Raw genomic sequence first — 14,108 nt, 5'->3', positions numbered from 1 at the left:
GGTTCAGTCTGCCAACCAGGCATTGGCCCAGTGCTGCACATGGTGCGGCGTCAGGACATAGTCACGCAGCACCGCCTCACGCAGGGCATCGCCCTGGCGATAACTCGCCTGCGGGTCGGCCAGATGCATGCGGATCGCCGCCAGCCATTGCTCGGTGGTGTTGTCCTTAACCCGGGTGCAAGGTAAGTACCCTGCATACGCCTTGATATCCGTGCAGATCACCGGATAACCACACACGCCATACTCCAGAAGGCGCAAGTTACTTTTACATTCGTTGAACAGGTTCTGCTCCAGCGGTGCCAGCGCCAGATCCAAATTGAGACTGGCCAACTGCTGCGGATACTCCACCATTGGCACGTTGGGGTAGAACTCTTTGATGTAGGGCCGCAACACCGACGGGCACATACCGAAGAACACCCAGTCAACCTGGCCGGCCAAGGCCTGGACAACCCCCAGCATCAGTTCCAGATCGCCCCGATGGCTGGTGCCTCCCGCCCAGCCTACTCGCGGCCTTGCACTCGTCTGGCGGGCACTGCACAGCCCCTCCCACAAAGAGGCGGCCAGCATGTTGGGCACCACACGAATATCGGGATGGAAACTCGATAACGCATCAGCCAAAGGCTCGGTAGATACGACCAGCCGATCGCACAATCCAATAGCCTGACCGAGCAATTCACGCACATTGCCGGGCTGGTTGCGCGCATGGTCGTTTTTCTTCGGTGGGTCGATCGCATAGTCATCCAGCTCGAAGATCAAGCGCGTGTCACACAACTGCTTGAGCTCTGCCATGCGCTTGATGTCACTTGGCGAATAGCGGTACTGCACGATCAAGGTATCCGCTTTTTCCCGCGCCAACTCGACCGGACTCGGCAGCTTGAACGTCAGGCGCCCCTGGACATAACTGGCGCGCTCAAGTTCGCTGAACGGCTGTATAACCCGATAATGACCTACACCCGAGGTATTGCGCGCCACCGCCATCACCGAGTGCGCTGCTTTGGCAATGAACGGGTCCCACCCACCGCGTACACCCGGCTCCAGGTTGAAACCAATCAGATTCAGGCTCAGGTTATGGTTATAGGCCGGATCGTTGGCCGCCTTGCTCAGCCATCGCTGGTAGAACGCTTGCTGGTCCAGCGCCTGCGCGTCCTCGTCCACCTCAGCCGGAGTGCGGGGCGGGACACTTGCAAGTTTGGCGTAGGGCGTCCAGACCACCAGGTAGCCCTGTTCACGCGCCCGAAGGCACAGGTCGGCATCACTCCAGGCATGGGGCATGGCTTGTGCTTCCAGGCCGTTCAGCACCTCAAACAGCTCACGCCTTACCAGCAGACAATCAAGGCTCAAGGCGCTGAAATTCTGCACTTGGTGCAACCGGTTCAAATCATTGCTCGAAGCCGCCGCGCCCCACTGAAAGGGGTTGCCAGCCGGCCCATGGAAGCCGAGAACCAAGGCACCAGCGGCGATACTCCCATCCTGCCCAAACAGCTTTGGCCCGACCATCCCAACCTCAGGACGCTGCGCATGAAGCATGAGTTCGTGCAGCCACGGGCCGTCGAATGCTACGCAGCCGACATCAAGCAGTAACAGGTACTCGCCACGGGCGTACTTGCTGGCCTGATTCAGAGCCTCCGCCCGCCCCTGAGCCTGCACTTCCACTAGCCGTAGCGAAGTGCCACCTAATGCACCTATCTTGTGTAGCCATTCTTGTACCTCGGCCGGCTCGTTGCCAGTGGCAATCAGCAGGACCTCGTAGGCATCGTAGCGCGTGTGTTCAAACAGTGACTCCACGCAATGTTGCAACGCCAATATGTCAGCACCCGCACAAATCAGAATCGACACACCCGCCGGGTGCACATTTTCATAGTGCACGCGCGACATCATCCCACCGGGAATGGCCTCCACCCGGGCGGCCATCCCCAACCGTTGCAGGTGCGCCTCCACCACTACAGAGGCCTCGGCCTGGCCTTGCGGATCCGCCAGCCAGTCGCGATAGGTGTACTGGCACTGCACCAGCAACTCGGCGACATGCTCCACCACGTGTACGCCATAAACCTCGACCATGCGCCACAGCAGGTCATGAGGAGCAAGGCGCACGAACCGCTCGTCGAAACCGCCCAGCCGACGCACTGGGTCGCACTTGAACGCCAAGAGACGCCCGACATAGGGCTGGCTGCGCATCAGGTCGAGGTTGAAATCTGGTTTGAACACCGGATCGGTAGAGACACGCCCGTCGTAAGCCCCTTCATCGGTATAGATACAGAGGCTATCCGCACGCAACGCCATACGCTCAGCCATGAGCAACAAAGCCTGTGGATGCAGTCGATCGCCCGCCCGCAAGAGGAAGATCCAGTCGGAGCGCTCCTCATCGGTCACCAACTCATTGAGCACCGCGACGCCCTGGTCCTGCGAGCTCAGGTACTCGACGCCAGGCAGTGGCGCCCCCACTGAGGTAGCACCCACTACGCAAATACGGCCAGCAGCAAAGGACTGGGTCGCCAGGCTATCCAGAGTGGTGGCCAAGGCGAGCTCACCACCGCCCTCCCCGAGCACTACCACCAGGATACGTGGCCGGTATGGCCACTGCTCGATCCGCCTGTCTAGCAACCCTGCCTGCCCTTGAGACAGGGTCCGGCACTCAAGCCATTCCGAATAGAGTTCAGCGAAGCTTAGGCTGTCGGTACCGACCTGCAGCTTGAAGTCATCCATCTGCTCGGCGAAGGCGCTGCGCAGGTTCATTTCTTCCCAGAGGCACTCAGGCCCAGGGCCATAGCCCTGCAACGGCAGATACCTCACCCAGCCTTTGGCCGGTGCTACCTCGCCAGTACGCGCTTGCAGCATTTGCAGCAACCAGGTGCTTTCCGCCTTGGCGGCCTCGGTCATGGAAATGTGATGGCTCAAGCGCCCCGGATGTACCCGTTCCAAGCTCAATATCTGGGCCAGGCTGCACAGATGTCCTCGTCGCAACAGACATACATACAGCGCCATGTCCACACGAGCGCAGAAACTTCCCTCCTGCACCAGAGGCGTCAAATACGTTTCTACCTGAGCCCGGCGAAACAGGGCATGACTGATGCCACCAAACAGATTGATTGCATTGTCGCTCACGCAATCGAGCAAATCGGTTCCGTGGAGCACCGCGCTGCTGGAGGAAATCAGCCAGTTGAGCATACGCGAGGGCAGAAGCACGCCATCCGCATCGCATAGCAACCGCTGGTTGCTCACCACGCTGACCGAATCGTGCTCAATCAGGACTTGGGACTGTTGCGTGATGCAGGTGGCGAGCAGACTATCGTCATCGCAAAGAAATTTGATCAGTTCGCCACGAGCATGCGCCAGGCACGCCAGCAGGTTGTTGGCGAACCCCAGGGTCCGAGGGTTACGTATATAACGCAGGGGCACCGCTGTGGTATCGGCAAGTGCCTCGCAGATCACCTCAATATCGCCCTTGGCGCTATCGTCACAGATGACGATTTCCAGGTTCGGGTAGTCTTGGGCAAGAGCACTGGCAAGAGCTCCGTGGAAAAACTCACTGCTGAATGCCGGGATGGCGATAGTGACGAGAGGATGTGCCTTCACGCGCGCTCACTTAGCGGGGTGACCGCTCGGCTAAAGGCTCACCCCTCTCAAAAACAGAAATTTGCGGTTAGATCAGATGTAGTTGACCAACGACAGCCCCGCGATTTTGGCATACGACTGCAGGGACGCCTGCAACATGTTGGTCTGCATCTGCAAGCGCAACATGACTTCAGCCGGATCGCTTTCCCGGATAGAACTCTGAGTCTTGGAATTCTCGATGCCCAGCGCTTCGTTGGTTTCGGCCTGCACATCCAACGCCTGCCCACGACCACCGATAGCGCTGACCGACGAGGAGACCTGGCTGATGGCACTGGCCACATTACCAACGGCTGAATCCAACGATGCCAGGAAGTTCTGCCGGGCAACCGGATCACTGTCCATCGGCGTCGTCAGCGCCGTACGCAACTTGCTGATGGTATCGAGCATATTCTGAGTCTGGTGGGTATTCACCTTCACCCCAAACGAGTCACCCGCGCTCGGCGCCCCCGAGAGCTCGAAACTCACGCCCGCGGCTGTTGCAGTCGTACCGTTTGGGCCACCTAGCGAGCCCTTGGCCACCGGTCGGCTATCGTCAGTAACAGGCGACGCGTATAGCTCGAACGTCGAACTGCTGGTGAACTTGAGCACTGCACCGCCCGCCGGGAAGGCTGCCTTGTAGGCATCCTGGTCGGTGATGGTCGCACCTGTCACCTGCTCGGAGGAGGTATTGCCCGGGCTGCGGGAGCCAGAGACTTCATCGGCTTTGGAGCTCAGATTGAACGTATGCCCTGCGATAGCAGCATCTTCATTGCCCTTGTCGCTGTCCTTGAAGGTGACATCCAAGCGCAGGTCGACACCGCGGAAGCTAATAGTGGTGTTATCGCCATTGGGGTCGAACTTGCCACCTTGGCTGGCCTCGAGCGTCACGTCATTGCCGTCGGCGTCGGTGATTTTGTATTCGGTGCTGCTGAGAAACTCGATCGTGTACGGCTCGCCGCTACGGAACCGATCATTGTAGGTAGAGCTACCAGCAACCTGACCATTGGACAGGTTGATACGCCCATCATCGACCGCCGGCGCAGTCAGCTGAGTCTGGGTCCGACTAGTATTGAGCGCCTGTTCGAAAGCATCATAACCAGTTTCGTTGGCAGCCAGGCTGAGCATGTCGCCCACTTGCAGGTTCAACTTGCCTTGATCGCCTTGGTAGCTGTAGGTGCCGTCCGCATTGCGAACGTAAGGCGGCGTATCCCCCTTGGAGCCCGAGAAGATGTACTTGCCACTTTCATCCCGGCTATTCATCAGGTTGAACAGCTGATCTTCCAACGAAGCCAGTTCATCAGCATTGGCCTTTCGATCAGCATCTGTGAACGCACCGTTACCGGAGCTAATGGCCAACTCATTCACACGCTGCAGTACGTTACCAATCGAAGTCAGGGTACTTTCCGCAGTCCCCAGCGCGTTACGCACATTGACGGTATTGGTCGAATACTGGCTCAACATGCTCTGCTGCTGCTCCAGCTGCAACAAACGTGCGGCGCCCACCGGGTCGTCCTTGCCGGAGCGCACACGAATGCCATCGCTGGCCTCCTGCTGGCTCTTCACGCTATTGGCGAAGGTGCGCTGATAGTTGGCACTGCTGGTGTTGTAAAACTGCGAAGTAGAAATGCGTACGCTCACGATCTACGGCTCCTTAAAGACTGTTGATCAGGGTGGCGAAGGTTTCCTGGGCCGCCTTGATGATCTGCGACGACGCGGTGTAGTACTGCTGGAACTTGACCAGATTGCCGACCTCTTCGTCCACCGACACGCCCGACAGGCCGTTGCGGCTGTCCAGCGCCGAGGTGTGCAATGCGTTGGTGGCATCACTGTCCATTTGCGCCTGGCCGGCCTTGCCACCGACGTTGGACACCAGCTTGGCGTAGGCATCGGTGAAGCTGATGCCCTTGCCATTGGCACCCACTTCGATCGTGGACTTGGTCTGCAGGTCAATGATCGCCTGAGCATTGCGGTTGTCTGACGAGCCTGCGCCGGTCAGGCCCACGGTATAGCTGTCGCCGTTCTGTGGCGCGCCGGAAACGCTCATTTCAAAGGTGAAGTTGCCGCCCAGCGAGTTGCCATTGCCATCCACCATCGGCACCGACAATTGCAGCTTGTTCTCCTGGCCCGGCACGATGGTGCCGCTGCCGATCTCAGTGCCCTTGGCGTCGTACATCTTGTAAGCCTGGGGCGAAGTGGTGTTGTCACCGAACACCAGCTTGACCGGAGTCGAATAGGTCAGCCCCGTCTGCAGCTGCGAACGCTGGGCAGCATCATAGATGTCAAGTTTCGATGTCAGCGTGGGCTGGGAGATCACGCCGGTGCCTTTGTTGCCCGAGCCACTGGTGGCGGTAAGCGGTGACGACAGCGCCAAGCCTTTGGGGTCGGTAAGGACAGTTTCGATGTCTGCAGCGGCATTGCGAGTCGGGGTAATCTTGAAGCTGTCGCCGGCAGCCAAGCCGCCACCGTTGAGCGACAAGGTGAAACCGTCGATCACAGGTGCGGGGTCATCACTGAGGTCATAGCGGCCCATCTCGGTACCTTCCGGCAGCTTACGCACGCTGTAGCCCGTGGCACTTGTGAAGGTTACCTGGTAATCGCTGGTAGACAGCTTGCCGGGGTCTTTGATGGTGACGTCCAGGTTGCCGGAGCCAGCGCTGTTGGTCGACTTGGCGATGCTGCGCTCACTAATGGCCTTGGCACTGTTGATATCACCGAACAACGTGGCGCCGAAGTTGCCGTTCTTGTCGACACCCTGGGCCAGCTGACTGTTGATGGCATCGGCCACTGCCAGCGCCACGCGCCCCAGCTCATTGAGGGCCGGGTCGAGGGTATCGGTACGGTAGCGGATCAAGCCCCCCAGCTCGCCACCCGTGGCGCTACTGGTAATGTCCATCTTGGTCGAGCCGCGGTTGAGGATCAGGTTCGAACGGGTCGGGTCGGCCGCGCTCGGCTCCACGCCCAAGGTCTGGGTGGCCTTACCCAGTACCAGCGCCTGCCCGTTCTTCAGGTAAACATCGTAGTTGCCTTCACGCTCGACCACGTCGGTGCCAATCAGCTTGTTAAGCTCACGCACCGCACCATCTCGCTGGTCAAGCAGATCGTTGGGCTGGCCGGCAGTAGCACTGACCCGCGTGATCTGAGTGTTCAGTTCTGCGATGGTCTTGGTCAGGTTGTTGACCTGATCGGCAATCCCAGCCATGTTGCTGTTTACGTTGCTCAACTGCTGATTGAGCTGTGACGACAAGGTGTTGAAACGCTTGGCCAGGGACTGTGCGCTGGACAACAGCAATTGGCGCGAAGAGTCTTCCGCCGGCTTGGCCGCCGCATCCTGCATGGCAGTGAAGAATGTTTTCAGCGCGGCGGTAATACCGGTATCGCTACTGGACAGCGAGGTATCCAGCGGCGTGATCTGATCCAGGTACGAGGACGCCTCACTGCTCAGCGAGGTGGTCGTGCGCAGCTGGTTCTCGATGAACGCGTTGTACACCCGGCGCACGTCCGCCAGGGTGGTGCCACTGCCGATGAAAACCTGGCCGACCTGCTGGCCGCCCTTGGTCTTCTGCACGTTCTGCTGGCGCGAGTAGCTTTCGACATCGGCGTTGGCGATGTTGTTACCGAGGGTGTACATCCCCGATTGCGCGGCACCCAGCCCCGACATACCAATGTTGATCAGACTCGCCATGGTTCCATGCCCTTAAAGTTTCGTTGCAGTACCGAGCATTGCGTAGTGCTCGTACGACTTCATCTGTCTTGCGATCTGCGAGATCTTGCTGGCGTAATTCGGGTCGGTAGCGTACCCGGCCTTTTGCAACTCTTGCACGAACTGCTCTGGTTTATCGGCGGCCTTCACCGCATCTTGATAGCGCGAATTGTTCTGCAACAGGCTCACCAGGTCGTGGAAGCTGTCCTGGTAGGAATCGTACGAACGGAACGCCGCCGTCTCCTTGACGAACTGGCCATCACGGTACTCGCTGGTAATCGCCCTCGCCTCACCGCCGTCCCAGTTGCCAGTGGCTTTGATGCCGAACAGGTTGTGGCTGCTGCTGCCATCGGTGTTGCGCATGACCGACTTGCCCCACCCGGTTTCCAGTGCAGCCTGGGCCACCAGGTAGCGTGGATCGATACCAATGCGCTTGGCCGCCTGTTCGGCCATCGGCAGCATGGTGGCGACGAATTCATCGCTGTCGCCAAAGGCCTTGTTCGGTGCAAGCGGCGGCTGGGCCACGGCGCGGCCGACAATGCGCAGGCCGTTGTCCGGCACGGCGAAGGCCTTGGCCACTTGCTGGCCGTCACGGGCAGGCACAGTGGCGGTATTTGCAGTGGCCGCCGATGGCACGATGCCGGCCAGCAGGCGATCGGTGAGTTTGCTCGGCAGCGCCAGACGACGCGCGTTGAGTGCAGCGACGTCGTTGCGGGTGGCGGTCGACTGGGTGGCATGCACGGGCTCGGCCACCTTGTTGCCCCACAGCGCCGGGGCGTTGCCCTCGGTACGTGGAAACGGGCTGGTGCTGGCCTGGCTGGCCTTGTTCTTCGACAGCTGGCGCACCAGCACATCCTGCAGCCCGATACCACCACCTTCGCGTGACATGCTCACAGCCAGTTGCTGGTCATACATGTCACGGTACTGCTTGACCGTTTCGGTGTTCATCGGGTTGTCGTCGGCCAGTACGTCGCTTGCCTTGCGCGAGGCCTTGAGCATTTCGCTGATGAACAGCGACTCGAACTCCTGGGCTACCTTGCGCACGTTGGCATCGCTGTCGCGGTCGCCATGCTTGAGCGAACTCAGGCGATTGAGATCGGTGTAGGCACCGCTGTCGGCACTGCCGGAAACCAGGCTTTTGCTGTTCATCCGCGCCGTCCTCAGATCACGATCAGGTCGGCCTGCAAGGCGCCGGCCTGCTTCAAGGCTTCGAGGATCGCCATCAGGTCGCCGGGCGCTGCGCCCACCTGGTTCACCGCGCGGACGATTTCATCCAGCGTGGTGCCTGGGCCGAACTTGAACATCGGCTTGGCTTCCTGCTCGGCATTGACCCGCGAGCGTGGCACCACGGCAGTCTGGCCATTGGAGAAGGCCCCCGGCTGGCTGACGATCGGGTCTTCGGTGATGGTCACGGTCAGGCTGCCGTGGGTTACCGCCGCCGGCGACACCTTGACGTTCTGGCCGATGACAATGGTACCGGTACGCGAGTTGATGATGACCTTGGCCACCGCCTGGCCCGGGTCGATTTCGAGGTTTTCGAGGATCGACAGATAATCCACGCGCTGGCTTGGGTCCATCGGCGCACTGACTCGCACCGAACCACCATCCACGGCCTGGGCCACGCCGGGGCCGAGCAGGTCGTTGACCTTGTCCACGATGCGCTTGGCGGTCGTGAAGTCGGGGCGATTGAGGTTCAGGGTCAGGGTATTGCCCTGGTTGAAGCCACTCGGCACCGCACGCTCGACACTGGCACCACCCGGAATACGACCGGCCGACGGAACATTGACAGTGATCTTCGAGCCGTCACGACCTTCGGCATCAAAGCCGCCCACGACCAGGTTGCCTTGGGCAATGGCGTAGACATTGCCGTCGATACCCTTGAGCGGGGTCATCAACAGGCTGCCGCCGCGCAGGCTTTTCGAGTTACCGATCGACGACACGGTGATGTCCACCACCTGGCCCGGCTTGGCGAACGGTGGCAGGTCGGCATGCACCGACACTGCGGCAACGTTCTTCAGCTGTACGTTGCCGGAACCGGCCGGCACCTTGATGCCGAATTGCGACAGCATGTTGTTGAAGGTTTGCAGGGTGAACGGCGTCTGGGTGGTCTGGTCACCCGTGCCATTGAGGCCCACCACCAGGCCGTAACCAATCAACTGGTTGGAACGTACGCCAGAGATGCTGGCAATGTCCTTCAGACGCTCGGCCTGGGCAGCGAAGGCGCAGGACAAAAGCAGGGTTGTGGCAATCAGCTGCCTTACGTTGAACATGGTCATCCGTACTCAGAAAGGCCAAAGCGGGCTGATGAAGAAGCGGTCCAGCCACCCGGGCTGGCTGGCATCGGCGAACGAACCGGTGCCGGAGTAGGTGATGCGCGCGTCGGCCACACGGGTGGACGGCACGGTGTTGTCGGTGGCGATATCGTCAGCGCGGATCATGCCGGCAATGCGCACCAGCTCTTCGCCGGTGTTCAGGGTCAGCCACTTCTCGCCGCGCACGGCGATAATGCCGTTGGGCAGCACCTCGGCCACGGTGACGGTGATCGAACCGGTCAGCGTGTTGCCTTGGGTGGCCTTGCTGTCGCCCTTGGTGGCGCGATCGCCGCTGTAACCGGCCTCCAGCGAAAGGTCGCCGCCACCGAACGGATTATTGGTGTTGGGCGTGGTACCAAACAGCGAAGTCAGGCCGATGTCGGTCTTGCTGGTCTTGGCGATCTGCGAGCCCGCGTTCTTGCTGGCGGACGTGCGCTCATTGAGCGTGATGGTGATGATGTCACCCACCCGGAACGCCTTGCGGTCGCTGTACAGGTTCTGCTCGAAACCGGCCTGGTAGATAGAACCGTTGTTGGCCGCTGCCGGCAACGGGGTGCGCGGCAACACCGGCGCATAGTACGGGTCGTTGGGCTTGGGCGTCGGTGCGACGCAACCTGCCAGCAACACCGCCCCCCCCAGGGCGAACACGGACAACAGACGATTCATGATGCAAACCTCACGGGTGTAACAAAGCGACAGGGCTTAGAGCTGCTGAGTAACGAACGACAGCATCTGGTCGGCGGTGGAGATGACCTTGGAGTTCATCTCGTAGGCGCGCTGGGTGGTGATCATGTTCACCAGCTCTTCCACCGTGCTGACGTTGGAGTTTTCCAGCGTCTGCTGAAGGGTAGTGCCGAAGCCATTGAGGCCCGGAGTGCCGACCTGCGGTGCACCACTGGCAGCGGTTTCCAGGAACAGGTTGTTACCCATCGCCTGCAGGCCAGCCGGGTTGATGAAGTCGGCGGTCTGAATGTTGCCGATAACCTGCGCAGCCGGGTTGCCGGCGGTGGTGATCGACACGGTGCCGTCCTGCCCGACGGTGAAGGTCTGGGCGTCGTTCGGGACCACGATGGCAGGCTCGAGCGCCAAGCCATCGGCGTTGACGATCTGGCCATCGGAGTTCAGGTGGAACGTACCGTCGCGGGTGTAGGAGACGGTGCCGTCAGGCTGCAGGATCTGGAAGAAACCACGGCCATTGACAGCCATATCCAGCGGGTTTTCCGTGGTCTGCAAGCTACCGGTCTGGAAGTTTTTCTGCGTGCCGACAATGCGCACACCGGTACCGACCTGCAGGCCCGACGGCAGTTCGCTGTCCTGGGTAGACTGCGCGCCTGGCTGACGCTTGATCTGGTACAGCAGGTCCTGGAACTCGGCACGATCACGCTTGAAGCCGGTGGTCGAGACGTTGGCCAGGTTGTTGGAGATGACCGTCAGGTTGGTGTCCTGTGCGGACAGGCCGGTTTTAGCGACCCAGAGAGCCGGAAGCATTTAGTGTTCTCCTCGTGCGCCTGAATTACGGCACCCGTTCAAATGTGGTTAGCCGAGTTGCAAAACACGCGCCATGGCTTCGTCGCCTTCCTTGGCTGCGTTCATCATCTTGACGTGCAGTTCGAACTGGCGGGACAGCGCCAGTACAGAGGTCATTTCCTCGACAGCATTGACGTTGCTGCCCTGCAGAAAACCTGAAACCACCCGCACGTTGACGTCGGCATCCGCGGGTTGGCCGGACGAGGTGTGAATCAGCCCGTCCTGGCCCTTGGTCAGGCCTTTGGTGTCGGGGTTGACCAGCTTGATGCGGTCGACTTCCGCCATCACGCGCGGGTCTTCACCCATGGAACGGATGCTGATGGTGCCATCGGAGCCGACTTCGACCTTCTGCTCGGGCGGGATGGCAATCGGGCCGCCGTTGCCAAGCACAGGCATACCGTTGCCGGTACGCAATACCCCGAGAGCATCGATGTTCAGACTACCGGTACGCACATACGCTTCGCTGCCATCTGGTGCCTGCACGGCGATAAAACCGTTACCGCTCACAGTCACATCCAGGTCACGGCCGGTTTCCACCATCGGGCCTTCACTGAAGTCGGTGCCTGGGCGCTCGGTCATGGCAAAGGCACGCGCCGGAAAGCTGTCACCGAACACCGGCATCGAGCGCGCCTGCTCCAGGTCACGCTGAAAACCATTGGTCGAAATGTTGGCCAGGTTGTTGGCATGAGCCTTCTGCGCCAGCGCGTTCTGGCTGGCCCCGGTCATGGCCACATAAAGCATCTTGTCCACAATCATCCTCCATTGCACTGGCGGCCGTTTGCCGTTCGCCGTTGCTCTACAGGGGCTAAAGCAAGTTCCGAACCAACTTGCCAAAAGCAGGAAAAAGCCCATGAATATGGGCAGTTGAGAAAGCCCGCGCAGCGACGGCCGCCGGTTATCCGGCGCTGTTTTGCCGCTGGCGGCAAAAAGGCTTCATTTGCAGGCAAACCTGTGCCTACGGCAGGTCACGGCAACGCGCATTGTTGTAGGGCCCGGCAAAGCGTCTCCAGCCTTCACCTGGCGACCACTGCGAACACACCAGACGCCCATCTACCAGGCTTTCCCATCGCCAGTATGGCGCTGGCGCCGCCTGCACCTGCCCAAGACAGCAGGCGAGCAGCATTCCGACAAACAGCCTTTTCATCACCCCTCCTGCAAAAACAACGAACCCCTTCACGAGAAAGGGGTTCGCCTGCACTCACTCGAACGATGACGATCAAGTCATCTGAATGATGGTCTGCATCACGGTGCTTTCGGTCGAAATGGTCTTGGCATTCGCCTGGTAGTAGCTTTGCGCCTTGATCAGATCAACCAGTTCCTGCGTCAGGTTGACGTTGGAACCTTCCAGGGAGTTGGACTCGATCGCACCCAAAGTACCGGTTTTCGGCGAATCGATACCCGGAATGCCAGAGTTGTAGGTCTCGGTCCAACGGGTACTGCCGATTTGCTGCAGCCCCTGCTCGTTGGCAAAACTCGCCAGCGCTACCTGGCCAATGGCGCGCGACTGGCCATTGCTGAAGGAGGCGAACAATACACCTGTCGCGTCGATGCTCAGGTTGGACAGGATGCCCGTGGCATAACCGTCCTGAGACTGGGACATGCGCGCAGTTTCAGTGTTGTAGGAGGTGGTGCTGGCCATCGACATTTTCATGCCGGCAGCATCGCCCACCGCGCCATTGGCACTCCAGTTACCTGAAGCATCTTCGGCTGCCGGCACCCAGCCAATCATGCTGAAGGTATTGTTGACGACCGTGAACGAGGTGCCCACCGGATGCCCCGTATTGTCGGCTGTCATCGAGTTGACCGAACCATCACTGTTGAATGCGATCGTGCCCACCAGTGGCTCCGTACTCCCCGGATTGAACGGGTTGCGCCCATCAACGAGCGTGTACATGGTCCACTCGTTGGTGCCCGTCTTACGGTAGAACTGCTCCATGGTGTGTTCGTTGCCCTGGCTGTCATACACCTTGGTCGGGAACGAGCGGGTATAGGTCGAATCGTCAGAAGGGTCGAACGGCTTGTTCGCCACCAAGGCAGGCGAGGTAACACCCAGCGCCTGGTCAGTACCTGCCGCGCCACTGGCAACCCAGTCGCCATTCGCATCCTGAGCGGCCGGCACCCAGCCGGTCATGGCAAATGCACCATTGCTGACAGTGAACGACGCCCCACTTGGCACACCCGTGGTGTCGGCCAGCATGGAGCTGATGGTGCCATCACTGTTGTAGTTGATGGTGCCGGCCAGCGGGGTGGTACTGGCTGGATCGAACGGGTTTCGACCATCGACCAGCGTGTACATGGTCCATTCATTGGTATCGGTCTTGCGGTAGTACTGCTGCACTTCGTGCTCTACGCCGTCAGCATCCAGCACGGTACTGGTGCTAGAGCGCTGATAAGTGCTTGGGTCCGCAGGGTCGAATGCAGCCATGGCTGGCGGCTTGGTGTTGTCATACACCTGGAAAGGAATCGAGGCCGCCGAGGAGTTCAGGTTGATACCCTGATCGATCAACGAGGTCGGCTTGGGCTGCAATGCCGATGTGTCGATTTTCAGGTCGGTCAGGCCGCTTTTCTGGATCTTGCCGGTGGCATCCGCCATGTAACCTTGCAGGCGCAGGCCATCGGAGGTCTCGACGAAGTTGTCCTTGCTGGGCTGGAAAGAACCCGCCCGCGTGTAAACCTTCGAGCCGTTGTCAGACAGCACGAAGAAGCCCTGACCCTGGATACCCATGTCCAGCGCGTTGCCCGTGGTGTTTACATCACCCTGGGTGAATTGCTGGGAAATGGCTGCCAGCCGCACACCATTGCCCACCTGGTTCTTGCCCACACCCAGACGGTTGGCGCCCGCGTAAACATCCGCGAACTCGGCACGCGAGGCCTTGAACCCCGTGGTATTGACGTTGGCGATGTTGTTGCCGGTGACATCCAGTTGTTTGTTGGCTGCGTACAGACCGCTAAGGCCGATATTGAAAGACATGAATTCG

At 60.0% G+C, this 14,108-nt stretch carries 10 protein-coding genes; all 10 read right to left on the bottom strand.

Features of this window, described 5'->3' with window-relative positions:
- Nucleotides 1-3: 3 nt before the first annotated feature.
- The gene (locus REH59_RS07665; RefSeq protein WP_014860305.1) at nt 4-3,573 is read right to left on the bottom strand and encodes a glycosyltransferase; all 3,570 of its coding nucleotides are present in this window, start codon (nt 3,571-3,573) and stop codon (nt 4-6) included.
- A gap of 72 nt (nt 3,574-3,645) precedes the next feature.
- Nucleotides 3,646-5,229, bottom strand: a complete 1,584-nt coding sequence (locus REH59_RS07660) for a flagellar hook-associated protein 3 (protein WP_014860306.1) — start codon at nt 5,227-5,229, stop codon at nt 3,646-3,648.
- Between the two features lie 13 nt (nt 5,230-5,242).
- The gene (gene flgK / locus REH59_RS07655) at nt 5,243-7,273 is read right to left on the bottom strand and encodes a flagellar hook-associated protein FlgK (RefSeq protein WP_014860307.1); all 2,031 of its coding nucleotides are present in this window, start codon (nt 7,271-7,273) and stop codon (nt 5,243-5,245) included.
- 12 nt (nt 7,274-7,285) lie between these two features.
- A complete protein-coding gene (flgJ, locus tag REH59_RS07650) occupies nt 7,286-8,440 on the bottom strand; it encodes a flagellar assembly peptidoglycan hydrolase FlgJ (protein WP_047604194.1) in 1,155 nt (384 codons plus the stop codon).
- Between the two features lie 11 nt (nt 8,441-8,451).
- Complete coding sequence (locus tag REH59_RS07645) at nt 8,452-9,561, bottom strand: flagellar basal body P-ring protein FlgI (protein WP_004575771.1); 1,110 nt, start codon at nt 9,559-9,561, stop codon at nt 8,452-8,454.
- Between the two features lie 12 nt (nt 9,562-9,573).
- Nucleotides 9,574-10,269, bottom strand: a complete 696-nt coding sequence (gene flgH / locus REH59_RS07640) for a flagellar basal body L-ring protein FlgH (RefSeq protein ID WP_012051602.1) — start codon at nt 10,267-10,269, stop codon at nt 9,574-9,576.
- A 36-nt stretch (nt 10,270-10,305) separates the two neighbouring features.
- Entirely contained in the window at nt 10,306-11,091 is a 786-nt protein-coding gene (flgG, locus tag REH59_RS07635; protein ID WP_012051601.1) for a flagellar basal-body rod protein FlgG, read from the bottom strand.
- A 48-nt stretch (nt 11,092-11,139) separates the two neighbouring features.
- The gene (locus REH59_RS07630) at nt 11,140-11,880 is read right to left on the bottom strand and encodes a flagellar basal body rod protein FlgF (protein ID WP_012051600.1); all 741 of its coding nucleotides are present in this window, start codon (nt 11,878-11,880) and stop codon (nt 11,140-11,142) included.
- 205 nt (nt 11,881-12,085) lie between these two features.
- Nucleotides 12,086-12,274 carry a hypothetical protein gene (locus REH59_RS07625; RefSeq protein WP_012051599.1) on the bottom strand — a complete coding sequence of 63 codons (189 nt, stop codon included), beginning with the start codon at nt 12,272-12,274 and terminating at the stop codon, nt 12,086-12,088.
- Between the two features lie 72 nt (nt 12,275-12,346).
- Nucleotides 12,347-14,101: a flagellar hook-basal body complex protein gene (locus REH59_RS07620; protein ID WP_014860309.1), complete on the bottom strand. Its 1,755-nt coding sequence runs from the start codon at nt 14,099-14,101 to the stop codon at nt 12,347-12,349.
- Between the last annotated feature and the right edge of the window lie 7 nt (nt 14,102-14,108).

The sequence above is a fragment of the Pseudomonas sp. BO3-4 genome (assembly GCF_034044115.1).
GTDB lineage: Bacteria > Pseudomonadota > Gammaproteobacteria > Pseudomonadales > Pseudomonadaceae > Aquipseudomonas > Aquipseudomonas alloputida.
The sequence above is the reverse complement of the archived record's forward strand: the minus strand, read 5'-3'. Positions and strand labels throughout refer to the sequence as shown.

Coding starts and splice junctions, on each gene's coding strand:
- flgK (WP_014860307.1), bottom strand. CDS start 7,273: ATGGCGAGTCTGATCAACATTGGTATGTCGGGGCTGGGTGCCGCGCAA.
- flgJ (WP_047604194.1), bottom strand. CDS start 8,440: ATGAACAGCAAAAGCCTGGTTTCCGGCAGTGCCGACAGCGGTGCCTAC.
- REH59_RS07645 (WP_004575771.1), bottom strand. CDS start 9,561: ATGTTCAACGTAAGGCAGCTGATTGCCACAACCCTGCTTTTGTCCTGC.
- flgH (WP_012051602.1), bottom strand. CDS start 10,269: ATGAATCGTCTGTTGTCCGTGTTCGCCCTGGGGGGGGCGGTGTTGCTG.
- flgG (WP_012051601.1), bottom strand. CDS start 11,091: ATGCTTCCGGCTCTCTGGGTCGCTAAAACCGGCCTGTCCGCACAGGAC.
- REH59_RS07625 (WP_012051599.1), bottom strand. CDS start 12,274: ATGAAAAGGCTGTTTGTCGGAATGCTGCTCGCCTGCTGTCTTGGGCAG.
- REH59_RS07620 (WP_014860309.1), bottom strand. CDS start 14,101: ATGTCTTTCAATATCGGCCTTAGCGGTCTGTACGCAGCCAACAAACAA.